At 70.5% G+C, this 23,997-nt stretch carries 28 protein-coding genes, 2 tRNA genes and 1 other RNA gene; 17 read left to right on the forward strand and 14 right to left on the reverse strand.

The genetic code is table 11. The annotated features are described in order from the left end of the window. Window positions 1-18 precede the first annotated feature (18 nt). The gene (locus tag AB0I67_RS26800; protein ID WP_357928435.1) at window positions 19-930 is read left to right on the forward strand and encodes an SMP-30/gluconolactonase/LRE family protein; all 912 of its coding nucleotides are present in this window, start codon (window positions 19-21) and stop codon (window positions 928-930) included. A 5-nt stretch (window positions 931-935) separates the two neighbouring features. Here the strand turns inward: AB0I67_RS26800 and AB0I67_RS26805 are convergent, their stop codons facing one another. Together AB0I67_RS26805 and AB0I67_RS26810 are read right to left on the reverse strand one after the other, a co-directional pair. Then, window positions 936-1,667, reverse strand: coding sequence for an ABC transporter permease (locus AB0I67_RS26805; protein ID WP_357928437.1), 732 nt, complete (start codon window positions 1,665-1,667; stop codon window positions 936-938). Next, window positions 1,664-2,563, reverse strand: a complete 900-nt coding sequence (locus AB0I67_RS26810) for an ABC transporter ATP-binding protein (RefSeq protein ID WP_357928440.1) — start codon at window positions 2,561-2,563, stop codon at window positions 1,664-1,666. The genes AB0I67_RS26805 and AB0I67_RS26810 overlap by 4 nt, the downstream gene beginning before the upstream one ends. A gap of 109 nt (window positions 2,564-2,672) precedes the next feature. Between AB0I67_RS26810 and AB0I67_RS26815 the strand changes: the two genes are divergently transcribed. The 3 genes from AB0I67_RS26815 (at window position 2,673) to dnaN (ending at window position 5,897) form a co-directional block, all read left to right on the forward strand. After that, entirely contained in the window at window positions 2,673-4,031 is a 1,359-nt protein-coding gene (locus tag AB0I67_RS26815) for a histidine kinase (protein WP_357928443.1), read from the forward strand. Next, window positions 4,028-4,687 (forward strand): response regulator transcription factor, encoded by a 660-nt coding sequence (locus AB0I67_RS26820; protein WP_357928445.1) that lies wholly within the window; start codon window positions 4,028-4,030, stop codon window positions 4,685-4,687. Before AB0I67_RS26815 ends, AB0I67_RS26820 begins: the two co-directional genes overlap by 4 nt. Window positions 4,688-4,799: 112 nt before the next feature. Further along, window positions 4,800-5,897 (forward strand): DNA polymerase III subunit beta, encoded by a 1,098-nt coding sequence (gene dnaN, locus AB0I67_RS26825; RefSeq protein WP_357928448.1) that lies wholly within the window; start codon window positions 4,800-4,802, stop codon window positions 5,895-5,897. Here dnaN and AB0I67_RS26830 read toward each other — a convergent pair. After that, window positions 5,875-6,324 carry a MarR family winged helix-turn-helix transcriptional regulator gene (locus tag AB0I67_RS26830; protein WP_357928450.1) on the reverse strand — a complete coding sequence of 150 codons (450 nt, stop codon included), beginning with the start codon at window positions 6,322-6,324 and terminating at the stop codon, window positions 5,875-5,877. The genes dnaN and AB0I67_RS26830 overlap by 23 nt on opposite strands. A 60-nt stretch (window positions 6,325-6,384) precedes the next feature. Between AB0I67_RS26830 and AB0I67_RS26835 the strand changes: the two genes are divergently transcribed. After that, window positions 6,385-7,203 carry an SDR family oxidoreductase gene (locus AB0I67_RS26835; RefSeq protein WP_357928453.1) on the forward strand — a complete coding sequence of 273 codons (819 nt, stop codon included), beginning with the start codon at window positions 6,385-6,387 and terminating at the stop codon, window positions 7,201-7,203. A gap of 28 nt (window positions 7,204-7,231) precedes the next feature. Here AB0I67_RS26835 and AB0I67_RS26840 read toward each other — a convergent pair whose 3' ends face one another. The 6 genes from AB0I67_RS26840 to upp form a co-directional block, all read right to left on the reverse strand. Further along, the gene (locus AB0I67_RS26840) at window positions 7,232-7,909 is read right to left on the reverse strand and encodes a FadR/GntR family transcriptional regulator (protein ID WP_357928455.1); all 678 of its coding nucleotides are present in this window, start codon (window positions 7,907-7,909) and stop codon (window positions 7,232-7,234) included. Between the two features lie 89 nt (window positions 7,910-7,998). Beyond that, window positions 7,999-9,333, reverse strand: coding sequence for a helix-turn-helix transcriptional regulator (locus AB0I67_RS26845; protein ID WP_357928457.1), 1,335 nt, complete (start codon window positions 9,331-9,333; stop codon window positions 7,999-8,001). 98 nt (window positions 9,334-9,431) lie between these two features. Next, entirely contained in the window at window positions 9,432-9,962 is a 531-nt protein-coding gene (locus AB0I67_RS26850) for a PH domain-containing protein (RefSeq protein WP_357928460.1), read from the reverse strand. Next, a complete protein-coding gene (locus AB0I67_RS26855) occupies window positions 9,959-10,117 on the reverse strand; it encodes a hypothetical protein (RefSeq protein ID WP_357928463.1) in 159 nt (52 codons plus the stop codon). Before AB0I67_RS26855 ends, AB0I67_RS26850 begins: the two co-directional genes overlap by 4 nt. 98 nt (window positions 10,118-10,215) lie before the next feature. Then, window positions 10,216-10,440 (reverse strand): hypothetical protein, encoded by a 225-nt coding sequence (locus tag AB0I67_RS26860; protein ID WP_357928466.1) that lies wholly within the window; start codon window positions 10,438-10,440, stop codon window positions 10,216-10,218. Between the two features lie 114 nt (window positions 10,441-10,554). Further along, window positions 10,555-11,193: a uracil phosphoribosyltransferase gene (gene upp / locus AB0I67_RS26865; protein ID WP_357928468.1), complete on the reverse strand. Its 639-nt coding sequence runs from the start codon at window positions 11,191-11,193 to the stop codon at window positions 10,555-10,557. 124 nt (window positions 11,194-11,317) lie between these two features. Between upp and AB0I67_RS26870 the strand changes: the two genes are divergently transcribed. From AB0I67_RS26870 to AB0I67_RS26885, 4 genes are all read left to right on the forward strand, one after another. Then, window positions 11,318-11,824 (forward strand): tRNA adenosine deaminase-associated protein, encoded by a 507-nt coding sequence (locus AB0I67_RS26870; protein ID WP_357928472.1) that lies wholly within the window; start codon window positions 11,318-11,320, stop codon window positions 11,822-11,824. Between the two features lie 16 nt (window positions 11,825-11,840). Continuing rightward, window positions 11,841-12,320: a tRNA adenosine deaminase-associated protein gene (locus AB0I67_RS26875; protein ID WP_357928474.1), complete on the forward strand. Its 480-nt coding sequence runs from the start codon at window positions 11,841-11,843 to the stop codon at window positions 12,318-12,320. 14 nt (window positions 12,321-12,334) lie between these two features. Then, entirely contained in the window at window positions 12,335-12,772 is a 438-nt protein-coding gene (tadA, locus tag AB0I67_RS26880; protein ID WP_357928944.1) for a tRNA adenosine(34) deaminase TadA, read from the forward strand. Window positions 12,773-12,782: 10 nt separating this feature from the next. Continuing rightward, window positions 12,783-12,872 (forward strand) — tRNA-Ser (locus AB0I67_RS26885). A 69-nt stretch (window positions 12,873-12,941) separates the two neighbouring features. On the opposite strand, the gene AB0I67_RS26890 is transcribed toward AB0I67_RS26885, so the two are convergent. The 3 genes from AB0I67_RS26890 to AB0I67_RS26900 are packed head-to-tail and all read right to left on the reverse strand — an operon-like array spanning window position 12,942 to window position 15,053. After that, entirely contained in the window at window positions 12,942-13,235 is a 294-nt protein-coding gene (locus tag AB0I67_RS26890; RefSeq protein WP_357928477.1) for a type II toxin-antitoxin system VapB family antitoxin, read from the reverse strand. Between the two features lie 36 nt (window positions 13,236-13,271). After that, window positions 13,272-14,105 carry a neutral zinc metallopeptidase gene (locus AB0I67_RS26895; protein ID WP_357928479.1) on the reverse strand — a complete coding sequence of 278 codons (834 nt, stop codon included), beginning with the start codon at window positions 14,103-14,105 and terminating at the stop codon, window positions 13,272-13,274. Window positions 14,106-14,120: 15 nt separating this feature from the next. Next, window positions 14,121-15,053, reverse strand: coding sequence for a neutral zinc metallopeptidase (locus AB0I67_RS26900; protein WP_357928481.1), 933 nt, complete (start codon window positions 15,051-15,053; stop codon window positions 14,121-14,123). 101 nt (window positions 15,054-15,154) lie between these two features. Between AB0I67_RS26900 and AB0I67_RS26905 the strand changes: the two genes are divergently transcribed. The 6 genes from AB0I67_RS26905 (at window position 15,155) to AB0I67_RS26930 (ending at window position 20,554) form a co-directional block, all read left to right on the forward strand. After that, window positions 15,155-15,751, forward strand: coding sequence for a LysE family translocator (locus AB0I67_RS26905; protein WP_357928946.1), 597 nt, complete (start codon window positions 15,155-15,157; stop codon window positions 15,749-15,751). A 56-nt stretch (window positions 15,752-15,807) separates the two neighbouring features. Next, the gene (locus tag AB0I67_RS26910; protein ID WP_357928483.1) at window positions 15,808-17,688 is read left to right on the forward strand and encodes a S41 family peptidase; all 1,881 of its coding nucleotides are present in this window, start codon (window positions 15,808-15,810) and stop codon (window positions 17,686-17,688) included. 67 nt (window positions 17,689-17,755) lie between these two features. Next, window positions 17,756-18,172 (forward strand): hypothetical protein, encoded by a 417-nt coding sequence (locus AB0I67_RS26915; protein ID WP_357928485.1) that lies wholly within the window; start codon window positions 17,756-17,758, stop codon window positions 18,170-18,172. 71 nt (window positions 18,173-18,243) lie between these two features. Continuing rightward, window positions 18,244-18,540 (forward strand): hypothetical protein, encoded by a 297-nt coding sequence (locus tag AB0I67_RS26920; protein WP_357928488.1) that lies wholly within the window; start codon window positions 18,244-18,246, stop codon window positions 18,538-18,540. Between the two features lie 793 nt (window positions 18,541-19,333). Continuing rightward, the gene (locus tag AB0I67_RS26925; protein WP_357928491.1) at window positions 19,334-19,834 is read left to right on the forward strand and encodes a hypothetical protein; all 501 of its coding nucleotides are present in this window, start codon (window positions 19,334-19,336) and stop codon (window positions 19,832-19,834) included. A gap of 24 nt (window positions 19,835-19,858) precedes the next feature. Beyond that, window positions 19,859-20,554 carry a hypothetical protein gene (locus tag AB0I67_RS26930; RefSeq protein ID WP_357928494.1) on the forward strand — a complete coding sequence of 232 codons (696 nt, stop codon included), beginning with the start codon at window positions 19,859-19,861 and terminating at the stop codon, window positions 20,552-20,554. Window positions 20,555-20,558: 4 nt separating this feature from the next. Here the strand turns inward: AB0I67_RS26930 and AB0I67_RS26935 are convergent, their stop codons facing one another. Both AB0I67_RS26935 and AB0I67_RS26940 read right to left on the reverse strand, forming a co-directional pair. After that, a complete protein-coding gene (locus AB0I67_RS26935; protein ID WP_357928496.1) occupies window positions 20,559-21,161 on the reverse strand; it encodes a DUF6461 domain-containing protein in 603 nt (200 codons plus the stop codon). Window positions 21,162-21,270: 109 nt separating this feature from the next. Continuing rightward, window positions 21,271-21,358 (reverse strand) — tRNA-Ser (locus AB0I67_RS26940). Between the two features lie 83 nt (window positions 21,359-21,441). Between AB0I67_RS26940 and ffs the strand changes: the two genes are divergently transcribed. Together ffs and AB0I67_RS26950 are read left to right on the forward strand one after the other, a co-directional pair. Then, window positions 21,442-21,537, forward strand: an RNA gene (gene ffs, locus AB0I67_RS26945) — signal recognition particle sRNA small type. Window positions 21,538-21,565: 28 nt separating this feature from the next. Then, window positions 21,566-23,968 (forward strand): DNA polymerase III subunit gamma and tau, encoded by a 2,403-nt coding sequence (locus AB0I67_RS26950; protein WP_357928498.1) that lies wholly within the window; start codon window positions 21,566-21,568, stop codon window positions 23,966-23,968. The last annotated feature ends 29 nt before the right edge of the window (window positions 23,969-23,997 follow it).

The following is a 23,997-nucleotide window of genomic DNA, read 5'->3' on the forward strand; positions in this document are numbered from 1 at the left end:
AACGAGGAGGTTTTCCGGATGGAATCCATGGTGGCCGTGTTTGAAGCTCTCGACCCGCGCTTCGAGGGCGTCGGCGGCGACGAGCGGGTGGAGCGCATCGCGACCGGGTGCCGCTGGGCCGAAGGCCCGACGTACGTGCCCGCCGGGCGCTACCTGGTCTGGAGCGACATCCCCAACGACCGGATGATGCGCTGGGACGAGATGACCGGCGCGGTCGGCGTCTTCCGCAGCCCGGCCGGCTACACCAACGGCCACACCCTCGACGCCCAGGGCCGGCTCGTCTCCTGCGAGCAGGGCAACCGCCGGGTCACCCGCACCGAGGCCGACGGCTCGATCACCGTCCTGGCCGACCGCTGGCGGGGCAAGCGCCTCAACAGCCCCAACGACGTGGTCGTGCGCTCCGACGGCAGCATCTGGTTCACCGACCCGAGCTACGGCATCACCAGCGACTACGAGGGGCCGGGCCGCGCCGAGAGCGAGATCGGCAACGACCAGGTCTACCGCCTCGACCCGGCCACCGGCGAGCTGACCGCCGTGGCGACCGACTTCATCCGCCCGAACGGCCTGGCCTTCTCGGTGGACGAGTCGCTCCTCTACGTCGTCGACACCCGCCGCAAGCACATCCGCGTCTTCGACGTCGACGCCGCGACCGGCGAGCTGAGCGGCAGCCGCGTCTTCGCCGACTGTACGGCAGGCAGCTTCGACGGCATCCGGCTCGACGACACCGGCCGGGTCTGGGCGGCGACGCACGAGGGCGTCCACTGCTTCGACCCGGACGGCACGCTGATCGGCCGCTTCCTGCTGCCGGAGAAGTGCTCGAACCTGGTCTTCGGCGGGCTCAAGCGCAACTGGCTCTTCGTCACCGCGTCGAGCTCGGTCTACGCGCTCATGACCAACGTGCGCGGCGCCGCCCCGGCCTACGCCCGCTAGCGCGCTCACTCCCAGCGGAACAGCCGGACCGCGAGGCCGCCGAAGAGCAGCACGCCCAGGGCGACCACCGCGAGGTGCGCGAGCTGCGGCGGCTGTCCAGACCAGGTGTCGCGCAGGGCCTGCACGAACGGCCCGGCGACGGAGTAGTCGCTGATCGTCTTGAGCGCCGCCGGCATGACGTCGCGCGGGATCCACATCCCGGCCATGAACAGCAGCGGGAACATCACCGCCGTCCCGATCAGCGGCGCCGACTTGGCGCTGGGCGCGACGGCGGCGATGAGCAGCCCGATCGCCATCAGCGCCGCGGTGCCGAGCAGCAGCACCGGCACGAAGGCCACCCCGGACGGCAGCGCCGAGCCGAACACCAGCCGGCCGGCCGCCAGCAGCACCACGACGGCGACCGCGCCGAGGGCCGTGTTGATCAGCAACTGCACGGTGAGCATGGCCGCCGGGCTGGCCGGCGTGGTCGACATCCGGCGCAGCACGCCCTGCTTGCGGTAGGTGGCCAGCACGCCGGGCAGCACGTTGAACGCCACCGTGCACAACGCCAGCAACATCATCGACACCGGCAACTGGACGTCGACGAAGCGCTCGCCGCCCAGGTTCGGGTCCGGCTTGCTCAGGTCGGGGATGTGGCCGAGCGCCACGAGCAGGGTGAGCGGCAGCCCGAGGGTGAACAGGATCGACCAGGGCTCCCGCAGGTGCAGCTTGGTCTCGGTGATGAGGATCTGCTTCATGCCAGCTTCTTTCCGGTGAGCGCGAGGAAGGCGTCGTCGAGGGTGGCCTGCTCGATGCGCAGGTCGGTGGGGACGATCCCGGCCGAGGCCAGGGCGAGGGTGACGGCGTGCGGCAGGTTGCCGGTGCCGGTGACCGCGATCTGGGCGCCGTCGCGGGCCAGGCCGGTCACCTCGGGCAGGCCGCGCAGCACCGACTCGTCGAACGGGCCGGACGGGCGGAAACGCAGCCGCTGCTCGCCGTTGACCCGGTCGATCAGCCCGACCGGGCTGTCCACGGCGACCACGCGCCCGGCGTCGATCACCGCGAGCCGGTCGCAGAGCCGCTCGGCCTCCTCCATGAAGTGGGTGACCAGCACGATCGTCACGCCGGAGTCGCGCACCTCGCGGATGAGGTCCCAGGTCTCGCGGCGGGCCGCCGGGTCGAGCCCGGTGGTCAGCTCGTCCAGGATCGCCACGCGGGGCCGGCCGACCAGGGCCAGCGCGATGGACAGCCGCTGCTTCTGGCCGCCCGACAGTTTGCCGAAGTAGGCCTCGCGCTTGGCGGTCAGCCCCACCCGGTCGAGCAGGTCGCCGGGTCGCTCGCCGTAGAAGGAGGCGAACAGCTCCAGCGCCTCCCAGACCTTGATCTTCTCCGGCAGTTCGGAGCTCTGGAGCTGGACGCCGAGAATGCGGCGGATCTCGCGCCGCTCGGTGAGCGGGTCGAACCCGGCGATCCGGATCGTGCCGCCGTCGGGCGAGCGCAGCCCGGACAGGCACTCGACCGTGGTGGTCTTGCCCGCTCCGTTCGGGCCGAGCACGCCGAAGATCTCGCCCTCGGCGACGGAGAAGCTGACGTCGTCGACCGCGACGTGGTCGCCGTAACGCTTGTGGAGCTTGGTGACTTCGATGAGGGCCATGGCCAGAACGCTAGGAAGCGCGCTCGGTCCCCGGTATGCGGCTGGGTGCCGGGAAGGGTGTACCTAGCTGCAATACCGGATGGGCGGCGACATCGAGGACACTTGGGACATGCCCCGGGTCCTCTCCCTCCTCGCCATGATCGTCGTGCAGGTCGTCGTCCTGGCGATGTCCATGGTGGTGCTGGTGTTGTGTTTCGGGCTCGGCCTGGTCTTCCTGTTCCCGCCGCAGGCGATGGCCATCCGCCGGCTGGCCGAGCGCACCCGGCGGATCGCCGGGATCGCCTCGCCGTACCGGCCGCCGCCCCCGCCGCCGCGGCCCGGTGCCGACGGCTGGTACCGCTCCGACCGCACGCTCTACAAGACGCCGCGTATCCCGGCCTGGAACAACCGCTGGAAGTGGCTGCTGCACGACCCGCAGACCTGGCGGGACGCGTTCTGGCTGCTGCTCGACCCGCCGGTCAAGGTGCTGATGGCCCCGATGCTGCTGCTCGTTCCGGGCCGCGGCCTGCGGGTCTACCGGGCATGGGCCGAGCTGCTGCTCGGGCACACCGAGAGCAGCCGGCTGGCCGGCGAGGTGCGGCACCTGACCCAGGTGCGCAGCCTGGTCAACGACTCGCAGGCGGCCGAGATGCGGCGCATCGAACGTGACCTGCACGACGGCACCCAGGCCCGCCTGGTCGCGCTCGGCCTGACCCTCGGCGCCGTCGAGGAACTCGTCGACAAGGACCCGGCCGCGGCCAGGGCGCTGGTCGTCAAGGCCCGCGAGGCCTCCGCCGAGGCGCTCGTCGAGCTGCGCCGCGTCGTCCGCGGCATCCACCCGCCGGTGCTGGCCGAGCGCGGCCTGGCCGACGCCGTCCGGGCGCTCGCGCTGGACTGCCCGCTCCCGGTCGAGGTCACGGTGGACCTGGCCCAGCGGCCCTCCTCGCCGGTCGAGGCCGCCGCCTACTTCGCCGTCAGCGAGCTGCTCAACAACGCGGTACGGCACGCCGACGCCACCTCGGTGCGGGTGGACGTCAGCCATCGTGGCCCCGACCTGCGCATCACCGTCACCGACGACGGCCACGGCGGCGCCGACCCGGACAACGGCAGCGGCCTGTACGGCATCGAGCGCCGCCTGGCCGCCTTCGACGGCGTGGTCGCGTTGAACAGCCCGCCCGGCGGCCCGACCACGGTGACGCTGGAGTTCCCGAAGGTGCTGTCCGACCACTGGGCGAGCGCCCTGCCGCGGATGCCGAGGTGGAAGGCGATCGTGGTGGCCACCTGCTGGCTGACCGCCTGGCTGCCGACCTTTCCTCAGGGCATCGTGGCCGGGGTGCTGAAGGCACTGGCGGTGCCGGAGAAGTCGTGGTTCCTGGCCCTGCACCTGCCCGAGCCGTGGCAATGGCCGATGATCGTCTTCATGATCCTGCTGGGAGCCTCCATGTACGTCCTCGCCTCGCTGCTGTCGGCCCAGGCGGTGCGCGCGTGAACCGCGTGCTCGTCGCCGAGGACCTCTACCTGCTCCGCGACGGCCTGGTCCACCTGCTGCAGGCGCACGGCTTCACCGTCGTGGCCGCGGTCGAGAGCGGCCCCGAGCTGTACAAGGCCCTCATCGAGCTGCGGCCGGACGTCTCCATCGTAGACGTACGGCTGCCGCCCACCTTCACCGACGAGGGCCTGCAGGCCGCGCTCGCCGCCCGCGAACGCATCCCGGGCCTGCCGATCCTGGTGCTCTCCCAGCACGTCGAGCAGCTCTACGCGGGCGAGCTGCTCGCCGACGGCGCGGGCGCGATCGGGTACCTGCTCAAGGACCGGGTCTTCAACGCCGGCCAGTTCGTGGACGCGGTGCGCCGGGTGGCGGCCGGCGGCACCGCCATGGACCCGGAGGTGATCGCCAAGCTGCTGGCGCGCAACCGGCGCGACGAGCCGCTGGGCAGCCTGACGCCGCGCGAGCGCGAGGTCCTGGAGGCGATGGCCGAGGGCCGTTCCAACGCGGCCATCTCGCAGCGGCTCTTCCTGAGCGAGAGCGCGGTGGCGAAACACACCGCCTCGATCTTCGGCAAGCTCGACCTCGTGCCGTCCGACGACGACAACCGCCGGGTACTGGCCGTTCTGGCGTACCTGAACGCTGCCAACCGCGGCTAGCCTGGGGGCGCGCGCACGCCTGAGGGGCCGCTGAGCCGGGGCTGACTCCCGCTTCTGTCGGTGGGGCCAGATATTTTTCTCTCATGGCCCGCTGGACGAAGGGGTAGATCACGTGAAAATTCGGGTGAGTCGCGATGTGCTGGCCGAGGCCGTGGCTTGGGCGGCGCGGGTCCTGCCCAGCCGCCCCGCCGCGCCGGTGCTCTCCGGCCTGCTGCTGGAGGCGGGCGAGGAGCTCACGCTCTCGGCCTTCGACTACGACGTCTCGGCCCAGGCCACGGTCGACGCCGACGTCTCCGAGCGGGGCAGCGTGCTGATCCCCGGCAAGCTGCTGGCCGAGATCACCCGTGCGCTGCCGGGTGACAGCGTCGAGCTGGTGACCGAGGGCGCCGAGGCGGTGCTGACCTGCGGGTCGGCCGAGTTCGGGCTGGTCACCATGCCGGTCGAGGACTTCCCCACCATGCCCAAGATGCCGCCGGTCATCGGGCACATCGGCGGCGGCGTCTTCGCCTCGGCGGTGAGCCAGGTGGCCCCCGCCGCCAGCCGGGACGACACGCTGCCGATGCTCACCGGCATCCGGGTGGACATCGAGGGCGCGGAGGTCGCGATGGCGGCCACCGACCGCTACCGCATCGCCGCCCGCGACTTCACCTGGCGTCCGGCGCAGGCCGACGCGGCGGTCTCGGCGATGGTCCCGGCACGCGTGCTGGTCGAGGTGGCCAAGTCGCTGCGCGGCGGCGAGGTGGCGATCGCCATGGGCGGCGGCGTGGCCGGCTTCGAGAGCGTGGGCCGCAGCACCACCGTGCGCCTGCTCGACGAGCAGTTCATCGACTACCGCGCGCGGCTGCAGAGCGACTGGTCGATCAAGGCCGACGTGCGGGTGGCGCCGTTCATCGACGCCATCAAGCGGGTCGCGCTGGTCGCCGAGCGCAACACCGCGATCCGGCTGACCTTCACCCAGGGCCAGGTCAAGATCCAGGCGGGCGGCGGCGAGCTGGGGCGCGGCGTCGAGGTGCTCGACTGCGAGCTGCGGGGCGACGACATCCAGATCGGGTTCCAGTCGCACTTTCTGCTCGACGGGCTGAGCGGCGTCGAGTCGGAGTTCGCGCGCATCGCGATGGACTCGCCGACGCGTCCCGCGCTCGTCTCCGACGTGCCGGGTGACGCCCAGCCCGCCTTCCGCTACCTGGTCATGTCGCTGCGCCTCGGCTGATCTCCACCAGCTTGCGCAGGGTCGCCTTGAACGCGGCGAACTCCTGCTCACCGACCGCTTCGGCGTAGCGTCGCTCGATCCCGGCGACGACCTCGTCGGAGCGGTTCATGCGTTCCACGCCCTTGGCCGTGGGCACCACCAGCTTGGCCCGCCGGTCGCTCGGATCCGGCCGGCGTTCGACGAAGCCCAGCTCCACCAGCTCGTCGATCAGCGTGCCGATGACCTGCTTGTGCTGGCCCGACAGGGTCGCCAGGTCGGTCGCGCGGCTGCCCTCCTCGTCCAGGTAGGCCAGCACCGCGCCGTGTTTCGGCCCCGGCCCCTGCCGGTCGTCCAGGTCACGGACCATGTCCCGCTGCAGGCCGAAGAGCAACCGGGCCACCAGGATCCCCAGGTCGGGATCGGTCTGCTTGCGCTCGCTCCGCCTCACGCCGCCTCCAAATTAGTCACTAATATTGACTGTCACTAAAACTGACTATATGGTCTTCTCATGACCATCCTGATCACCGGTGCTACCGGAAACGTGTCGTCCGCCCTGATCCGCGCGCTGCCCTCCACAGAGAATGTACGAGTCCTGGTGCGTGACCCGGCAAGGGCTCCCGAGGGCGTGGAAGTGTTCGTGGGCGACCTCGACCACCCCGAGACGCTCACCGAGGCGTTCGACGGGGTCGAGACCCTGTGGCTGCTGACCGCGATGGGCCCCAGCTCGCCGCACGCCAGCGGCAATGCGGTCTGGGCGGCTCGCCAGGCGGGGGTCAAGCACATCGTGCGGTTGTCGGCCATCGGCGCCGCCCATGACGCGCCCACCCGCAACGGCCGCCTGCACGCCTTGTCCGACCTCGAACTGCAGGCCTCGGGCATCGCCTGGACCATCATCCGGCCCGCCTTCTTCATGCAGAACCTGTTCGGCTCGGTCAACGGCGACACCCTGTACGGCGGGCTCGGCGACGGGCGACTCGGCATGATCGACGTGCGCGACATCGCGGAGTTCGGCGCCCGGGTGCTGGCCGACCCCGCGCCGCACGCCGGCCGGATCTACACGCTCACCGGCCCCGAGAGCATCTCGCTGCAGCAGGCCGCGGCGGCGGTGGGGGCGACCTACCAGCCGGTGCCGGAGGAGGGCGTGCTGGAGGCCATGCTCGGCGCCGGCTTCCCCGAATGGGACGCCAAGGTCTCCGTCGAGTACGGCAGGGCCTACGCCGCCAACTGGGGCGACTACACCACGACCCACTTCAGCGACGTCGTCGGCCGACCGGCCCGGTCGTTCGCCGACTTCGCCCGCGACCACGCCGCCCAGCTCCGGCCGTGAGTCGTCGGAGCGCGTGGCACGCGGCGGGTCAGTCCTGGTCGGTGAGCGCGATGAGGATGTGCTCCATGCACGCGTGCCCCGCGCGCTCGGCGGCGGTGGCGTCGCCGGCGGCGATGGCGCGGGCGATGGCGTCGTGCGGGATGTAGCTCTTGTTGAGCGAGGTGCCGGCGGCGGTGATGCTGGCGCGCAGCGCGGCGGAGAAGTCCTCGTAGAGGTCGATCAGCACGAGGTTGTGGGTGGCGTGCACGATCGCCATATGGAAGACGAGGTCGGCCTCGACGAACTCCTCGGCGGTGCCGGACTCCCAGGCCCGGTCACGGGCGGCCAGCGCGGCCTCGATGCGGACGATGTCCTCGTCGTTGCGGCGGGTGGCGGCCAGGCGGGCGGCCTCGACCTCGAGGGCTCGCCGCACTTCGAGGATCTCGAGCTGCTCGGCCTGGCGCAGGCGGCGCAACATGGCGCCGGACAGCTCGCTGGTGGCCCGGACGTAGGTGCCGTCCCCCTGACGGCACTCCAGCAGTCCGGCGTGCGTGAGCGCGCGGACGGCCTCGCGGACGGTGTTCCGCCCCACTCCGAGCTGCTCAGCCAGGACAGTCTCGGTCGGGATCTTGCGGTTCATCGACCACGAACCTGAGGTGATCTGCTCTTTGAGCTGGTCGATCACCTGGTCGACGAGCGAAGCTCGCTGCGCCGTACGCAGACTCACAGTCCGCCTCCTCCGGGGAAACCAGTCATCCTATGAGTCAATGACTGGTAGACCCTAATTATTCCAGGGCCCAAAGACAAATCCGGAGGTCAACGAGGGGTGGTTGCGTGGACGGTCACGCCGGCCAGCGCCGAGCGCACTCCGGCGGCCTCGAGCGCTTTACGATACGCGGACGTCTGGTCTGCTCGCGCCCCGACCTGGCCGAAGAGATCACCGAGCTCGCGCCAGGTGCGGGCCGCCTGCCGGTTGGCGCCGTAGAGCGGGCCCTCCAGCGCGGTCAGCAGGGCGCGGGCGGTGGTGAGCGAGCCGGTGGCGTCGGCGCCGAGGCCCAGGGAGACCTGGGCGAGCACGAGGTGCGCCTGCGCGGTCACCGTGCCGGGGGCCTCGCCGAGCAGTTCGAGCGCCGTGGTGGCCAGCTCGCCGGCGCGCGCCGGGTCACCGGCCCGCAGCCGGACGCGGGCGTGGATGACCTGGCTCTCGCCGAGCTCCCCACGGGTGGCGGTGAAGACCGACAGGGCGCGGGCGGCGGCGGTGACGTGTTCCTCGGCCTCGGCCACCGGGCACGACTCCAGCCGCGCCCAGTGCATGGCGGCCCGGGCGAGCTGCAGGCCCAGCCGGGCCGGACGGCCGGCGGCGATGGCGTCGTCGGCCAGGCGGACGGCCAGCGCGGAGTCCTCACCGGCTGCGGCGGCCTTGGAGGCCTCCCACAGCGTGCGGATCTCCGCGGAACGGTCCAGAACCTCGGGAACGCCGTTGGTCTCCAGCACCCGCCTGAGGAAAGCGATTTCAGTGGGGTTGTCCTCGCCGATCTCGATCAGCGTGGCGGCCAGGTCGACCGCGAGCTCACCCTGGTCGACGCCGAGGCGCGACATCTGGCCGAGCGCGTGCAGCCCGAGGTCGCGGGCGCGCAACCGGTCGCCGGCGCGCTGGTAGCAGCGGCTCAGGGCGATGGTCAGCGGCAGGTCGGCCAGGCGCTCGGGGTGGGCGGAGGCTTCGGCGCGCAGCCGCTCCATGGCCTCGACGGCCTGCCCGAGGCGGCCCTGCTCCTCCAGGGAGCGGGCGCGGCCGAGCCGGGCCTGGGCGGCGAGCATGGCGTTTTCCTCGCCGACCGCTTTGACGATCTCGTTGAACCGCTCGGCGGCCAGGGCGGCGTCGCCGTGACGCAGCTCCAGCTCGGCATGACGGAGGCCGAGTTCGGTGTCGATGCGCTGGCGCGGCTCGATGCCGTGCAGGAGGAACTCGGTCGTGCAGCCGAGGCGTTCGGCCAGCAGGCGCGCGACGACGGGCGTGGGCGTGCGCTTACCCGACTCGATGAGCGAGACATAACTGTCAGACAGGTCCGGTCCGGCCAGTTGGGCCTGAGACATCCGCCTGTTCAGCCGCAGTCCGCGGACGCGGTCACCGATGGTTCCCTGACTCGGCATCTCATCTCTCAGGGCGGGGAAGGGTCAACAACACGCAATGATTGCATGAAGTGGCCCGATCGGGTATCCCCGCGCCAGGAAATCCCTACCTGAGAGGATTAATCATCACCCTTGTCGTCGCCCGGGAATAGCATCGAGCACACCTCGAGATAGAGCGTTTCGGGGTAGGGAATGTACCCCACTCGCGACAAGGCCTGATCTTGACCCGCCGACTCGAGGATGAACTCGCCGTAACCGAGCAGGCGGCCCATCAGGGAACGCTGGAAGCTCATGTCCGTGACCTTGCCGAGGGGCATCATCGCGACCTTGCGGGTGATGAGCCCGGTCGTCTGCAAGATCCGCTTTGTCGTGACGACGAAGTAGTCAACTGACCATTCGGCGACTTTCCAGACAAAGCGGATCAGCAACAGCAACCAGAGCCACCACACCACGACGAGTGCGGTGCTGCTGTTTCCCTCGCCGAAGAAGCGGCTGAGCAGTCCGGCGATGATCAGGCCGCCGAAGACCTCGGCGACCGGACGGAGTAGTACGGCGGGGTGTCGCCGCACCATGATGTGTGGCTGTTCGTGGGGGAGTAGGTAACGGTTGACCGACGACGGAGCAGCGTCCCCGTGGGTCACAAGTCTCATGCGATGCTGGTCACAAAGTGCGCGAGAGAGTCGGCTGCGTTGAACACGGTGTCGAGAGCGCCCCTGACGGCATCAGCCGCGTCCGCGGGCCTCGCGAAGAGGAAGTACGCGACAAACGCGATACCTCCCCAGATGGCATACTTCTTGACCTGCACTGTCGCCTCCGTACTTACTACCCACTACACCCGCCGAGTACATTACCCACCTCACTGGCCGGGTAAAGCGTAACTTCGCCGGTAAGTCTTGATCTTCTTTAACCGCGCTCGCTCGCGACGAGCGCGAGGACGTGTAGGTGCTTGCGCGCGATGCGCTCCACCAGGCCGGGGTGGGCGTAGCCCGTGACCTCCAGCGCCCCGTAGTGCGCCGCCTCGACGCAGCGGGTCACCGTCGAGGCGGAGTGGACGCCGGCGAACTCGTCGCGCAACGCCGACTCCACCTCTTCATACGGACCGGGATCCGCTTCGATTCGCTCGCTCATGGTGCTCCCAAAGATCCGCGTCAGTAACGCGGAGGAGATGCCTTCCTCACTGTACGTACCCGTGAGAACACAGTATGTAACGAAGCGGCGAGCTTGGTGAAGGGAAAGAGCTACTCAGACAACGCCATAGAGACGGTCACCGGCGTCGCCGAGACCAGGCACGATGTAGCCGTGCTCGTTGAGCCGCTCGTCCAGCGAGGCGGTCACCACGCGGATCGGCCGGCCGGAGTCGGCGAACTCCTTGTCCATGTAGGCCAGGCCCTCGGGCGCGGCCAGCAGGCACAGCGCGGTCACGTCGTCGGCGCCGCGGTCGAACAGGAAGCGGATCGCCGCGACCAGGGTGCCGCCGGTGGCCAGCATCGGGTCGAGCACGTAGCACTGGCGGCCGGACAGGTCGTCGGGCAGCCGGGTGGCGTAGGTCTCCGCCTGGAGGGTCTCCTCGTTGCGGATCATCCCCAGGAAGCCCACCTCGGCGGTGGGCAGCAGGCGGGTCATGCCGTCGAGCATGCCCAGACCGGCCCGCAGGATCGGCACCACCAGCGGCTTCGGGGAGGCCAGCCGTACGCCGTGGGCCTCGGAGACGGGAGACTGCACGGTCACGTCGGTCACCCGGACGTCACGAGTGGCCTCGTAGGCCAGCAAGGTCACCAGCTCGTCCGCCAGGCGACGGAAGGTGGGCGAGTCGGTGTTGACATCACGCAGCGTGGTGAGCTTGTGGGCCACGAGCGGATGATCGACGACAAGGGTCTCCATAAGGGACAACGCTATCTTGTGTGGGAGGAGGCGGCACGTCGCGTCCCTGGTTTTGATCACAATTTGGCAGGAGCGGCCCACGACGAGTGGCCGGTTCTGAAACCATGCGCAGTGGGGGTGGGCAATGACAGACGAGGACGCGCTCGACTTCGCCATCGTGGTCTACCGCGAAGACGACCGGTGGTACGCCGATCTGTTGCCGGTGGCCTTGACGTCGGACCTGCACGGCCTCCTCCACGCGTTGCGCCAGCAGCCCAGTGAGAGCGGCACGATCGGGTTGATCGCGGTGGGCGACGAGTTCTTCGTGGCGCTGCGGGTGCTGGGCGACAGGGTGGACGTGTTCCTCTCCGACATCGCCGCGGCGCTCGACTTCCCGCTGGCGCAGCAGGTGCTGGAGTATCTCGACGTGCCGGTCCCCGACGAGGACGAGCTCGACGAGATCCTCGACGAGGACACCGTGCTGCCCGCGGGCGACCTGTCGATCTTTGTGGACCTCGGGTTGGACGAGATGGAGCTGGGCATCCTCTCCGGTGACATCGACCTGCACCCCGAGGACGTGTTGTCCAGCATCGCCGCCCGGCTGGGTTTCTCCGAGCCCTTCGAGCGGGCGATCGACTCCGTTTTCGGCTGAACCGGGAGCTCGGCCCATGGTCTCCAGCGCTGTCTTCGCCGCCGCCTTCGTCCGCACCCCCGACGGCTGGTCGGGGGCGGAGGTGGATCTCAGCGGCGCCGAGCTCGTGGACGATCTCGGCGACGCGACGGGCGAGGCCCTGCGGCTGACCGGCGACGAGCTGGCCCTGCTGTGCGTGGAGGTCGAGGACGAGTGGTTCGCCATCGCCCGCTACCGGGGCGTGGAGGAGCCGCGGGTCTTCCTCTCCGACGCGCACGCCGTCGGGCCCTCCAGCCTCGGCGAGCTGTTCGCGGAGTTCGCCGGCTTCGTCCCGGACAAGGACTCCACCGAGCTCGGCGTCCGCCCGGCCGGTGACCTCGAACTGCTGAGCGACCTCGGCATGAGCGCCGAGGAGCTCATGGAGCTGAGCATGGAGGAGGGCGTGCTGCCCGCCGACATCCTCTCGGTGATCGCCGAGAAGCTCGGCTTCGCCGACGAGCTCGACCGCCTGCGGTGACCTACGACGCGGCCATGCGGCTGGCGCTCGCCCAGGCACGGCTCGCGTCCGAGCGCGGCGAGGTGCCCGTGGGCGCCGTCGTGCTCGGCCCGGACGGCGCCGTGCTGGCCGAGGCCGGCAACGACCGCGAGGCCACGGCCGACCCCACCGCCCACGCCGAGGTGCTGGCCCTGCGCGCCGCCGCCGCCCGGCTGGGGACGTGGCGGCTCGGCGGCTGCACCCTCGTCGTCACTCTGGAGCCCTGCACCATGTGCGCCGGCGCCGCCGTACTCGCCCGGATCGACCGGATCGTGTACGGCGCGGCGGACCCGAAAGGCGGCGCGACCGGCTCGTTGTGGGACGTCGTGCGCGACCGCCGCCTCAACCACCGCCCCGAGGTGATCCTGGACGTGTTGGCGGAGGAATGTGCCGGGTTGCTCAAGGAGTTCTTCGCCGCTCGCCGGATCCGGTAAGCTGCTCCACGGTGGTGTCGCCTAGTGGCCGATGGCGCGCGCCTCGAAAGCGCGTAAGGGGGCAACTCCTTCGAGGGTTCAAATCCCTCCACCACCGCCAGACGAATCAGGGCCCCTGCTCCGGCAGGGGCCCTGACGCGTTTCCGCAGGTGTTACCGCGGGTCAGGTGTCACTGGATGTCCAGCACGCGGGCGTGCAGGATCGAACGCTGGTGCAGGGCCGCGCGGAGCGCCCGGTGGAGCCCGTCCTCCAGATAGAGCTCGCCGCGCCACTGGACGACATGCGGGAACAGGTCGCCGTAGAACGTGGAGTCGGCGGCGAGCAACGAGTGCAGGTCGAGCATCGCCTTGGTGGTGATCAGCGAATCGAGCCGCACCTGCCGAGGCGGAATCTGCGCCCATTCCCGATTGCTCAACCCATGATCGGGATAGGGGCGGCCGTCGCCCACCAACTTAAAAATCACCTCATCGAGTTTAGGAGACAATCCGCTCGCGCGCGCTCACTGCAGTCCCGAGGGGTTGCAGCCGTTCGGGTCGCCGCCCGCGTAACCGGTCTTGAAGGCGTTGACACGCTGCTCGGAGCTGCCGTGGGTGAAGGAGTCGGGGTCGACCCGGCCCTGGGTGCGCTCCTGGATCCGGTCGTCGCCGACGGCCGCGGCCGCGTCGAGCGCCTCGGCGATCTGCGCGTCGGTGAAGGGGGCCTCGAAGAAGCCGGTGTCCACCGCGTTCTTGGTCCAGACGCCGGCGAAGCAGTCGGCCTGGAGCTCGGTGCCGACCGAACCGCCGCCGCTGAGGCCGCCGGTGAGGTTCTGGACGTGGTGACCGTACTCGTGAGCGATCACGTACGCCTGGGCGAAGGGGCCGCCCTTGGCGCCGAACTGGCTCTGGAGCTGGTCGAAGAAGGTCAGGTCGAGATAGACGCGGCGGTCTCTCGGGCAGTAGAACGGCCCGACCGCCGAGGTGGCGTCGCCGCACCCGGTCTGCACCGCCTGGGAGAAGAGCGTGGTCTTGGCCTGCTCGTAGCCGGGCAGCGCCTCACGCCAGTAGGCCTGGATGCTGTTGACCACGCCGACCACGCGGCACTTCTCCGACTGGTCGGCGTCGGCGCCCGTGCGGCACTGCTCGGAGAGGTTGGAAGTGGGTTGCACGCCGGCCGGCTGGCCGCCCTCGCCGCCTCCGCCTCCGCCGCCCACGCCGAAGACGAGCGCGACGATGAGCGCGATGATGCCGGTGATGCCGCCGCCTATGGCGAGACCGCCGCCGGGGAACCCGCCGCCCCGACCGGCGTCCTGAACTTGTGAGCTGTCTAGTTCGGCTTCGTCCCTGAAGTCCATAGGGAGGGAACTGCCCTATATCGCGCCCGTGAACGTGTCGCAGCGGCTGGGGTTACCTGACTCGTAGCCCGTGGTGAACCATTTGGCCCGCTGGGCGGAGGTGCCGTGGGTGAACGCGTCCGGCACGACCATGCCCTGCGAGCGGCGCTGGATGCTGTCGTCGCCGACCGCGGCGGCGGCGTCGAGGGCCTGGTCGATGTCGGCCTGGGTGAAGGGCTCTGAGTAGAAGCCGGTCTCGACCGCGTTCTTGGCCCAGACGCCGGCGTAGCAGTCGGCCTGCAGTTCGAGGCGGACCGCGCCGCTGGTGGCGCCCTGGCGGTCGTTGCCGACCCGGTCCATGGTGCCGAGCAGGTTCTGGACGTGGTGACCGTACTCGTGGGCGATCACGTACGCCTGGGCGAACGGGCCGCCCTGCGCGCCGAACTGGCGCTGGAGGGTGTTGAAGAAGGACAGGTCGAGGTAGACCTTCTGGTCGCCGGGGCAGTAGAAGGGGCCCACGTTGGAGTCCGCCGTGCCGCATGCCGTACGGACGCGGTCGGAGAAGAGCACGGTCTTGGCCGCCGTGTACGGCTGGCGCCCGCGCTGGCTGAAGGCCTGCTTCCAGTAGGCCTGGATGCTGTTGACGATGCCGACGATGCGGCAGTCCTCCGACTGGTCGGCGTCCGAGCCGGTCTGGCAGCGGGCGGCGAGGTTGCCCGAGGGGCTGGCCGCGGGCACCTGCTGGCCGCCCTGCGGCTGCGCGGGCTCGTCGGTCAGCGTGGACGGGACCAGCTTGAACAGGAAGAGCGCGGCGACCGCCACCAGGAGCAGCAGGCAGCCGCCCTTGCCCCCGATGGGTACGGCGCAGCCGCCGGGCAGGCCACCGCCGCTGCGGCCCGGCCGCTGACCGGACGCCCGCACGTCCTCGATCTGGGACGGGTCGAGCTTGGCATCGTCGTCGAACTGCATGCGGTCCGTGTTCCCGGGTAATGGCGTGATTACCCTCCGTGTTTCGTTACGCTTGGCCCATGTCGAGTGGATTGCTGGGAATTGCCCTGGTTTCTTTGGGCATGGTGCTGACGCCAGGACCGAACATGATCTACCTGATCTCCCGGTCGATCACCCAGGGCCGCCGCGCGGGCCTGATCTCGCTGACGGGGGTGTTCCTCGGCTTCACGCTCTACCTGGCCGCCACCTGCCTCGGCCTGACCGCGATCTTCACGCTGGTGCCGGCCGCCTACACCGCGCTCAAGCTCGGCGGCGCGGCCTACCTGCTGTGGCTGGCCTGGAAGACGCTGCGACCGGGTGGCGCCTCGGCCTTCGAGCCGCAGGCGCTCGAAGTGGCCTCCAACCGGCGGCTGTTCTCCATGGGACTGCTGACCTGCCTGCTCAACCCCAAGATCGCGATCCTCTACCTGTCGTTGCTGCCGCAGTTCGTGGACCCGGCGGCGGGCAACGTGCTCGGCCAGAGCCTCGCGCTCGGCTCGGTGCAGATCGTGGTCGCCACCACCGTCAACGGGCTCATCGCGATCTCGGCGGGCGCGCTGGCCGCCTTCCTCGCCGCCCGGCCCGCCTGGCTGCGCATCCAGCGCTACGTCACCGGCTCAGTGCTCGGCGGCATGGCGATCCTGATGGCGACCGACCGGTCGAAGGCCGTCGCCGCCTGAGCTTGAGTAGGGGCTTACTCATGTAGCCGCGGCGGGCCGGTGCCCACAATCGCGCCATGACCGTGGAAACCATCACGCTCCAGGACACCGTCGCGGCCGTCCCGCTGGCGCGGTTCCTGGCCACCGCGGGCCGGCTGGCCCCCGAAGGCCGCCGGGCCATCGCCGAGCAGGCGCTGCTGGTGCTGGAGCGCAACTACGTCAACCTGCCGCTCAAGACCACGCGGTACGCGATCAACCCGGTGCAGCGGCTGCGGCTCCTGCTGGCGCGGCTGCGCCCGGAGACGCCCGAGTGGGAGTTCCACGCCGAGCTGGTGTCGATCTTCAACTCGCTGCGTGACCTGCACACTCGCTACTCGCTGCCCGCGCCCTTCTCCGGGGCGGCCGCCTTCCTGCCCTTCCGGATCAAGGACTTCGCGGCCGGCGGGCGGCGGCGCTACCTCTACGCGCCCGACGGCCGGCCGCCGCCCGCCGGGCGCTTCCGTCCCGGGGTCGAGCTGCTGCGCTGGAACGGCGTGCCCATGGACCGGGCGGTCCAGCTCTACGCCGACCGGCTGCCCGGCGCCAACCCGGCCGCGCGGCACGCCCGTGCCGTCGACACCTTCACCGTGCGCTCGCTGGCCTTCGGCGGGCCGCCGGACGAGGAGTTCATCCTCATCGACTTCCTCGACCTCGACGGCGAGCCCGGCGCGGTGGCCGCCGAATGGCTCGTGCCCGCCGGGCTCGCCCCGGCCGCCGCCGACGGCTCGGTGGGGGCCGGCCGTACGCTCGCGGTGGACATCGAGGGCCGCCAGCTCGCCCGGCTGCGCACCCTGCTGTTCGCCCCGCACATCGCCGAACAGCAGGACGCCGGGGCCACCGTGGTCGCCGGCCCCGGCGACATCCCGGTCAGCGGCGAACTGGCCGAGATGTTCGAGGCCCGCGTGCTCACCACGCCCAGCGGCGACTTCGGCCACCTGCGCATCCGCAGCTTCCACCCCGACAACCTGCCGGGGGACGTGGCGATCCCGCTGTTCGTGAACGAGTTCATCCGGCTGCTCGGCCAGATGCCGCCCGCCGGGGTGATCCTCGACATCCGCGGCAACGGGGGCGGATACGCCGAAGCCGCCGAGCTCTGCCTCCAGGCGCTCACCCCGGGGCCGCTCGCCTCCGAGCCGCTGCAGTTCCTCAGCTCCGAGCTCAACCTGCGCATCTGCCGGAGCCAGGACTGGCTCGGCGGCTGGGTGCCGTCGCTGGAACAGGCCATCGAGACCGGCTCGCCGTACTCCGCCGGCCTGCCGATCACCGACGCGCGCGACCTGGCCCGTGTCCCGCAGTCCTACCTCGGGCCGCTCGTCCTGCTCACCGACGCGCGCAGCTACTCCGCCGCGGACATCTTCGCCGCCGGCTTCCAGGACCACCGGCTCGGGCCCGTCATCGGCACCGACCCCACCACCGGCGCCGGAGGCGCGGCGGTCTGGAAGCACACCACCTTCCTCCAGGTCCTCAACGCGCCCGGCGAGTTCCCCTACCGGCCGCTGCCCGGCGGGGCCGGGCTGTCCGTCGCCATCATGCGCCTGCTGCGCGTCGGCCCGGCCGCCGGCGTCGCCATCGAGGACTTCGGCGTGGCCGCCGACCTCGTCCACGCCACCACCCGGGACGACGTCCTGCACGGCTCGCGTGACCTGTTCGCCCGTGCGGGCGCCGAACTCTCCCGAGGGGTACGGCGAAGCTTCGAGGTCACGCTCGGGACCGGTGACCTCCAGATCACCGCCGAGGGCGTGGACCGCGCGGACGTCTACGTCGACGGCCGCCCCCGGGCCTCGGTCGACGTCGACGGCGTCGCCAAGGTCTCGCTCGACCTCGGCTCCCGCCCGATCCGGGTGGAGGGCTTCTCCGCCGGCCGGCTCGTCGCCGTCCGCCGCTTCGAGCAGGGAGAACTCGTGACCTCGCTGGCCTAGCCGGGCCGGCTGGGCGGCTCTTATGATCAGGCTCCCCCCAGTCGCGCTTTCTCCCTTGAGGTCTTGAATGTCGGAAACCCCGAAGCTGCCGCCGCCTGCTCCGGCGAAGGAGTACCTCCCCTCGGAGGTGTCCACCGCCCGGGTGATCATGTTCGTCCAGGTGGGATTCGGGCTGCTCGCCCTGGCCTTCGTCATCCCCACGCTGCTCAGCGCCGGCGTGGGGCTGGAGCTGCTGATGCTCATTCCCGCCCTGCTCGGCCTGTTGCTCCTCCTCTTCGCCGCCCTCCGCTTCCGCTCCCGCAAGCGCTGGGCCCGCTACGTCGCCCTGGCCGCCGAGGGCTTCAGCGTGCTGACCTGGATCTACGAGCTCATCGAGCTCGACGGCGGCCAGAACGGCATCGGGAACCTGTTCAGCCTGGGCTTCCCGCTCATCGTCGTCATCCTGCTCAGCCGCACCCCGGCCGCCCGCTGGTTCGACCGCTGACCCCGCCCCTGGCCGTCCGGGTCAGCCGTCGCCTGCTGCTGCTCGAGATCCTCTTCAGCACGGTCTGGCTCGTGGCCGGCCCTGCCGTTCTCGCGTCCATGGGCCAGGACTTCCGTGTCGCGGGTGTGCTCTACCTGATCGCCCTTGTCGTGACCACGATCTTGCTGATCCGCTTCTTCTACCTCTGGCCCTCGGGGCGGTGGGGGATCATCGCGGTCGTCGCCTTCCGCGAAGCCGTCCGACTCGCCGCCCTCACCGTCGACGGCCCCTTCCGCTGGGCCGCGGCGTTTCCGCAGCTGCTCCTCCCGTTGACCTTGGTGATCCTGCTCCTCACCCCGTCAGCGGCCCGCTGGTTCGCCCGCCCTTGATCGGTCGGAGGTGGCTCCGTACGCTCGGCGAATGATGGCACCGACTTAATGTCCGCCCTGTTCGTGGGCGTGTTCCTTGGGGCGCCTGCGGCGCTCTCGTGGCTGGCGGTCGTTCTGGCGAGAGCGTCGGCCGATCGCCCCGACCGGAGGTGGCGGATCCGGGGGTGGGGGACGGCCCTGATGGTGACGGGCTTCTCGGTGGCGGCAGTAATCGCCCGGTCGACGAGCAGCGACGAGAGCCACGATGACTTCGGGACCGCCATGGCGGAGTGGGCCGGCTTCACGGGAGGCGCGATGGTCGTCGCCGGCGCAGGAGCCTTCATCCCGGCCGCGTTGACCATGGTGCGGAGGGGCACCTCCCGGCTCTTTCCGGTGATCCGGCTCGCGGCCGCCGACCTGGCCCGGAACGCGCGCCACGTGGCTGGCCGGATCGCCGTCGTGCTGATGTCGACCGCCTTCGCCGTCACGGTCATCGTCGTCGCCGCCGCAGAGTCCGAGCGGGACAGGGTCGAGTACCGCCCCCAGGCACGGCCCGGCGCTCTGGTCGCCCGCGTCTGGCTGGACGCCGCGCCCGTCCGGGCGGCCATCGAGCGGGAGCTGCCGGGCGTGCCGATCGTTCAGCGCGACGGTCCTGAGCAGCCGAGTCGACGCCATCACGATCGAATACAAGCCCGCCCCGTCCAACCCCGACGACACACTGTCGACCAAGACCATCCCCGCTTACCCGGCGAGATCCTCGGACCGCACCACGCAGGGCATCTTCCTTCCGACGAAGCTCCTGCACGAGCTGGGCATGCGCCCGCAGCCGGAAGAGCTGATCATCGACCCCGCCCTCCACCGCACGACCGAGGCGGAGCAGGCGCGGCTCGAGGGGCACCTGGGCGAGGAGGACGTCCATGTCGAGCGGGGGTACCAGCCGTCCCCGAGGGGGATCGTCCCCGTCTCGGCAGCGGCTGCCATCGCGCTCAGTGCCGGGCTCGTCGCCGGCCGCCGCGCGGGCCTTCGAAGCCGTGCGGCCCGCACTCTCACGCGCGTCACCGGCAGGCCGTCCCTCCGCCTGTCGGCGGTCACGCGGACCGGGCTGGCCACGCTGTGCGGGGCGCTGCCCGGCGTCGTCATCGGGGTGACGGTCGGGATGCTCCTGGTGTGGCCGGCCACGGCCCCGGTCGGTTACCTCGAGGTTCCGCCCCGGGGCTCCTTCCACACCCCGTGGGAGACGGTTCTCTCCTTCGCCGCCGCCCTTCCCGTGCTCGCCGCGGTCATGGCCGCGCCGTTCAAGACGCGGGCGAAATGATCAGGGCGTTGACATAATGCCTCGATGCACGATTTCGCCCAGATGTACGAAGACGGGCGCAAAGCCATCGAGACTGGCCAGACCTTCGTGGAGCAGCCGCTGCACGAAGGCGGGCGGTGGGGGGCCTCGGCCATCCTCCGGCCTACGGGGGAGGTTCTGGATCGCCTGGCTGAGCTGGCGGCCTCTGCGGGTGTTGCGGCGGGGCCTGGGCAGTGGGTGCATGACCGGCGGGTGCTGCACTTCACGCTCAGGGCTCTGGAGCGCTATCGGTCGGTGATCTCGGCGGATGATCCTCGGCGTCTGGTCTACGCGGAGTGTCTGCGGGCGGCTGTCGCGGGGCTGTCTCCGATCGAGATCGACCTGGTGGGGATCGTGCCGCATCCGGGCGGTGTCCTGGTGGCCGGCCGCCCGGTCGGCGACACGATCGTCACCCTGCAGCAACGTCTCGCCCAGGGTCTTCTGGAGCGTGGGGTCCATGATCTGGAGTACGAGACGCGGGATCAGCTGGTCCGTGACCGCTGGTACGTCAGCCTGGTGCACTTCGCTGCCCCTGTCGCCAAGCCTCGCTCGCTGCTGCGCTGGTGTGAGGAGCGGCGTGGGCTGGTTGTGGGCCGGGCGACGCTGAGCGAGGTGGAGATCATGCATGCCGTACAGACGGGTCAGGGCGTGCGCCTGGACCCGCTGGAGACTGCCTCGCTCGACACGGTCGTGGCCGGCTAGCTGCTCAGCTTTCGAGGGGGTCCGCGCCGAGGAAGCGCAGGGTGCGCAGGTCTGTCGAGGTGGGGAGGCCGGTGATGTGGCCGGCCAAGGCGAAGGCGCTTCCCAGTGAGTCGACGATGTCCGGTCCCTCGATGTCGTGGTCGGGGTCCAGCCCGACCTCGCGCATCTGGTCGACGAAGCGGTCGGGGTCGCTGCCCGAGCGGTCGTCCGGCATGTCCGGGGTGAAGTGGACCACCGGAGCGCCGTCGACGATGTAGGCGAAGGAGTCCTCGGCGTACTCGTGGCGGCAGACCGACACGACTTCGGTCCCGCGTGAGACCCGCGTGTAGATGTCCTCGTCCACGGCGACCTGCCAGCCGCCCGGCTCGATGAGCACGGTCCAGTCGCCGATCCGGGCGGCGCCGACGAAACCGGCCGCGTCCTCGCTCATGGCCTCCACCGAGCGATGGCCCAGCTCGTCGAAGTCGACCTCCTCCAGGGTCTCCTCGTCCACGCCGAACCGGCGGAGGGCTTCTTCCGGGGAGATGCCGCGGACGAAGGACACGCAGTAGATCTCACCCAGCGTCTCGTAGTCGGGGAAACAGGGGGATTCGGGGGCCTCGGTCATGATCGCTCCTCGTTTGACGATGTGAGCGGCATGATCGCAGCAGGCGCCGACAAAACGGGGGCAATGCAAGAGGGCCCCGGCCGGTGTTCCCGGCAGGGGCCCTCTTGGCTGGCGGAGGATGGGGGATTTGAACCCCCGATAGGTTGCCCTATACACGCTTTCCAAGCGTGCGCCCTCGGCCACTAGGCGAATCCTCCGCCGACGAGCTTACCGGACTTCCGGCGGTGAAGTGACCACGAATTCGGGGGTCCGAGCACTGCCGGACGGCGTTAGACTGTTCAGGGACCCCTCGCGCGGCGTCATCCTGTGAACCTCCCCAGGGCCGGAAGGCAGCAAGGATAAGCGGGCTCTGATGGGTGTGCGGGGGGTCTCTTCGTTGAACCCCTTGCAGGCGGGATGGTCGCATGAGCCTTGCGCTTTATCGCAAATACCGGCCCGGGACGTTCGCTGAGGTCAAGGGGCAGGATCACGTCACCGAGCCGCTGAGGCAGGCGCTGAGGTCGGGGCGGATCAACCACGCCTATCTGTTCAGCGGCCCGCGTGGGTGCGGCAAGACGTCGAGTGCCCGAATTCTTGCGAGAAGTCTCAACTGCGAAAAGGGTCCGACGCCTGAGCCGTGCGGCGAGTGCGAGTCGTGTGTGGCGCTGGCCGCGACGGGGCCGGGGCACCTGGATGTGATCGAGATCGACGCCGCCTCGCACGGTGGTGTCGATGACGCGCGTGACCTGCGGGAGCGGGCGTTCTTCGCGCCGGTGTCCGCGCGGTTCAAGATTTACATCATCGACGAGGCGCACATGGTGACCCGCGAAGGGTTCAACGCGCTGCTCAAACTGGTCGAGGAACCGCCGCCGCACCTGAAGTTCATCTTCGCGACGACCGAGCCGGAAAAGGTCATCGGCACCATCAAGTCGCGTACCCACCACTACCCGTTCCGGCTGATGCCGCCCGCGACGCTGAAGGCGTTGCTGGAAGAGATCCTGGTCTCCGAGGACGTACCGTTCGAGCCGGCGGCGTTGCCGCTGGTGGTACGGGCCGGCGCGGGATCGGCGCGTGACTCGCTGTCGATCCTCGACCAGTTGCTCGCCGGGGCCGACGACACGGGCATCACGTACGGCCGGGCGGTGTCCCTGCTGGGGTACACCGACGGCGATCTGCTGGACGAGATCGTCACCTCGTTCGCGGCCCGGGACGGCGCGGCGGTGTTCCAGGCGGTCAACCGGGTGATCGAGGGCGGGCACGACCCGCGCCGGTTCGCCACCGACCTGCTGGAGCGGTTCCGCGACCTGGTGATCCTGGCCAACGTGCCCGAGGCGGCGAGCAGCGGGCTGCTCGACCGGCCCGGCGATGAGCTGGAGCGGCTGGTTCAGCAGGCGTCCTCGATGGGGCCGGCGGAGCTCACGCGGGCGGCGGAGATCTTCAACACCGGGCTCACCGAGATGCGGGGGGCCACCTCGCCTCGGTTGTTGCTTGAGCTGATGTGTGCGCGGGTTCTGTTGCCCGGGGCGGCGCAGGGGGAGGAGGCGCTGCTGGCTCGCCTTGAACGGCTTGAGCGGAGCGGCGTGGTTTCCCAGGTGGCGCTGCAGGCTTCTCCTTCTTCCGCTGGGGCGTCCCATTCGGGGGCCATCTCGCCGCAGGTGCCGGTGTCCGCGCAGCCTCCGGCACCGGTTGCTTCTCCGCCTCCGGTGGCTGAGGTGGTTGCCAGGGTTGAGGGTGCCGGCTCCGGTACGGCAGGCGAAGGTGAGGGGGACTGGCCTGAGGCGGTGCGGCCGGGGGCGGCTGCGGCGGCCCCGTCTGTTCCCCAGGCTCCGGCTCCGGCTCCGGCTCCGGCTCCGGCTCCGGCTCCGCAGGGTGGTGGGAGTGCGCTGGCGGGGATTCAGGCGCAGTGGCCTGCGGTTCTGGCGGCTTTGAAGTCGCGCAGCATCGTGGTGTGGGCGAACGTCAACACCAACGCCCAGGTGGTGGGGGTTGAGGGGAACATCGTCACGCTTGGGTTCACCCAGGTCGGGGCGATGAAGAACTTCACCGGTGGTGGCAAGGACGCGGTTGTTGCGGCGGTACTCAACGATGTGCTCGGGGGGCACTGGCGAGTTGAGGCCGTGGTTGGGGGGTCGCCTGCGCCAAGGGCTCAACCCGGGGGGTCGGCTAGGCCGGCCCCCTACGCTCCGAGCTCTACGGGCGCGCCGGCTTCGGCGGGTTCTCCTTCGTCGCCGGGTGCTCCGGGTGCGGTGAGTTCGCCGGCCGCGCCGGGTTCGGTGGGTTGGGCGGATGGTGGGCCTGGGGCTGGTTCGGGTGCTCCCGGTTCGGGGGGTGCTGAGGCCGCGGGTGGGCCGGGGCAGTCGGCTGGGGCGGCTCACGGTGGCCCTGGGCAGGGGAACGGTGGCTCTGGGGTGGCCCCGGAGGCGGTGGCTCGGCCGACGACGGATGAGTCGTGGCCGGATGCGCCGGATGAGCCTGATCCTGGTAGTCCGCCGATGGGGGCGGCGAACGGGTTCTCCTCGGCTTCGGGGGCTCCCGCGTCGGGTGGTTCCGCTTCGGGTGGGGCGGCTGCCGGTGCGCCGGTGGTTGGGGCTGGGCTGGCGGCGGCCAGGTCGGCTGCGCGGGCCGCTGCACAGGCTGGGCCGCGACCGCCTGCGCCGCGTAAGGGTGGGGCTTCGGCCTGGCCGGATGCTGTGCCTGGCAAGGGGGCGGATGCCGATGAGGTCGATCCGCTCAACGACGCCGACGCCGATGTGGACGAGGTCGGCGGGATGGAACTGCTCAAGCGGGAACTGGGCGCCGTGGTGATCGGGGAGATCGACCACACGTAGCAGCGGGGCCGGCCGAAGATCGGTCAGGT

It is taken from the genome of Nonomuraea sp. NPDC050310 (assembly GCF_040655795.1).
Classification (GTDB): domain Bacteria; phylum Actinomycetota; class Actinomycetes; order Streptosporangiales; family Streptosporangiaceae; genus Nonomuraea.

Coding starts and splice junctions, on each gene's coding strand:
- AB0I67_RS26800 (WP_357928435.1), top strand. CDS start 19: ATGGAATCCATGGTGGCCGTGTTTGAAGCTCTCGACCCGCGCTTCGAG.
- AB0I67_RS26805 (WP_357928437.1), bottom strand. CDS start 1,667: ATGAAGCAGATCCTCATCACCGAGACCAAGCTGCACCTGCGGGAGCCC.
- AB0I67_RS26810 (WP_357928440.1), bottom strand. CDS start 2,563: ATGGCCCTCATCGAAGTCACCAAGCTCCACAAGCGTTACGGCGACCAC.
- AB0I67_RS26815 (WP_357928443.1), top strand. CDS start 2,673: ATGCCCCGGGTCCTCTCCCTCCTCGCCATGATCGTCGTGCAGGTCGTC.
- AB0I67_RS26835 (WP_357928453.1), top strand. CDS start 6,385: ATGACCATCCTGATCACCGGTGCTACCGGAAACGTGTCGTCCGCCCTG.
- AB0I67_RS26845 (WP_357928457.1), bottom strand. CDS start 9,333: ATGCCGAGTCAGGGAACCATCGGTGACCGCGTCCGCGGACTGCGGCTG.
- AB0I67_RS26850 (WP_357928460.1), bottom strand. CDS start 9,962: ATGAGACTTGTGACCCACGGGGACGCTGCTCCGTCGTCGGTCAACCGT.
- AB0I67_RS26860 (WP_357928466.1), bottom strand. CDS start 10,440: ATGAGCGAGCGAATCGAAGCGGATCCCGGTCCGTATGAAGAGGTGGAG.
- upp (WP_357928468.1), bottom strand. CDS start 11,193: ATGGAGACCCTTGTCGTCGATCATCCGCTCGTGGCCCACAAGCTCACC.
- AB0I67_RS26870 (WP_357928472.1), top strand. CDS start 11,318: ATGACAGACGAGGACGCGCTCGACTTCGCCATCGTGGTCTACCGCGAA.
- AB0I67_RS26875 (WP_357928474.1), top strand. CDS start 11,841: ATGGTCTCCAGCGCTGTCTTCGCCGCCGCCTTCGTCCGCACCCCCGAC.
- tadA (WP_357928944.1), top strand. CDS start 12,335: ATGCGGCTGGCGCTCGCCCAGGCACGGCTCGCGTCCGAGCGCGGCGAG.
- AB0I67_RS26895 (WP_357928479.1), bottom strand. CDS start 14,105: ATGGACTTCAGGGACGAAGCCGAACTAGACAGCTCACAAGTTCAGGAC.
- AB0I67_RS26900 (WP_357928481.1), bottom strand. CDS start 15,053: ATGCAGTTCGACGACGATGCCAAGCTCGACCCGTCCCAGATCGAGGAC.
- AB0I67_RS26905 (WP_357928946.1), top strand. CDS start 15,155: ATGGTGCTGACGCCAGGACCGAACATGATCTACCTGATCTCCCGGTCG.
- AB0I67_RS26910 (WP_357928483.1), top strand. CDS start 15,808: ATGACCGTGGAAACCATCACGCTCCAGGACACCGTCGCGGCCGTCCCG.
- AB0I67_RS26915 (WP_357928485.1), top strand. CDS start 17,756: ATGTCGGAAACCCCGAAGCTGCCGCCGCCTGCTCCGGCGAAGGAGTAC.
- AB0I67_RS26925 (WP_357928491.1), top strand. CDS start 19,334: ATGCGCCCGCAGCCGGAAGAGCTGATCATCGACCCCGCCCTCCACCGC.
- AB0I67_RS26930 (WP_357928494.1), top strand. CDS start 19,859: ATGCACGATTTCGCCCAGATGTACGAAGACGGGCGCAAAGCCATCGAG.
- AB0I67_RS26935 (WP_357928496.1), bottom strand. CDS start 21,161: ATGACCGAGGCCCCCGAATCCCCCTGTTTCCCCGACTACGAGACGCTG.
- AB0I67_RS26950 (WP_357928498.1), top strand. CDS start 21,566: ATGAGCCTTGCGCTTTATCGCAAATACCGGCCCGGGACGTTCGCTGAG.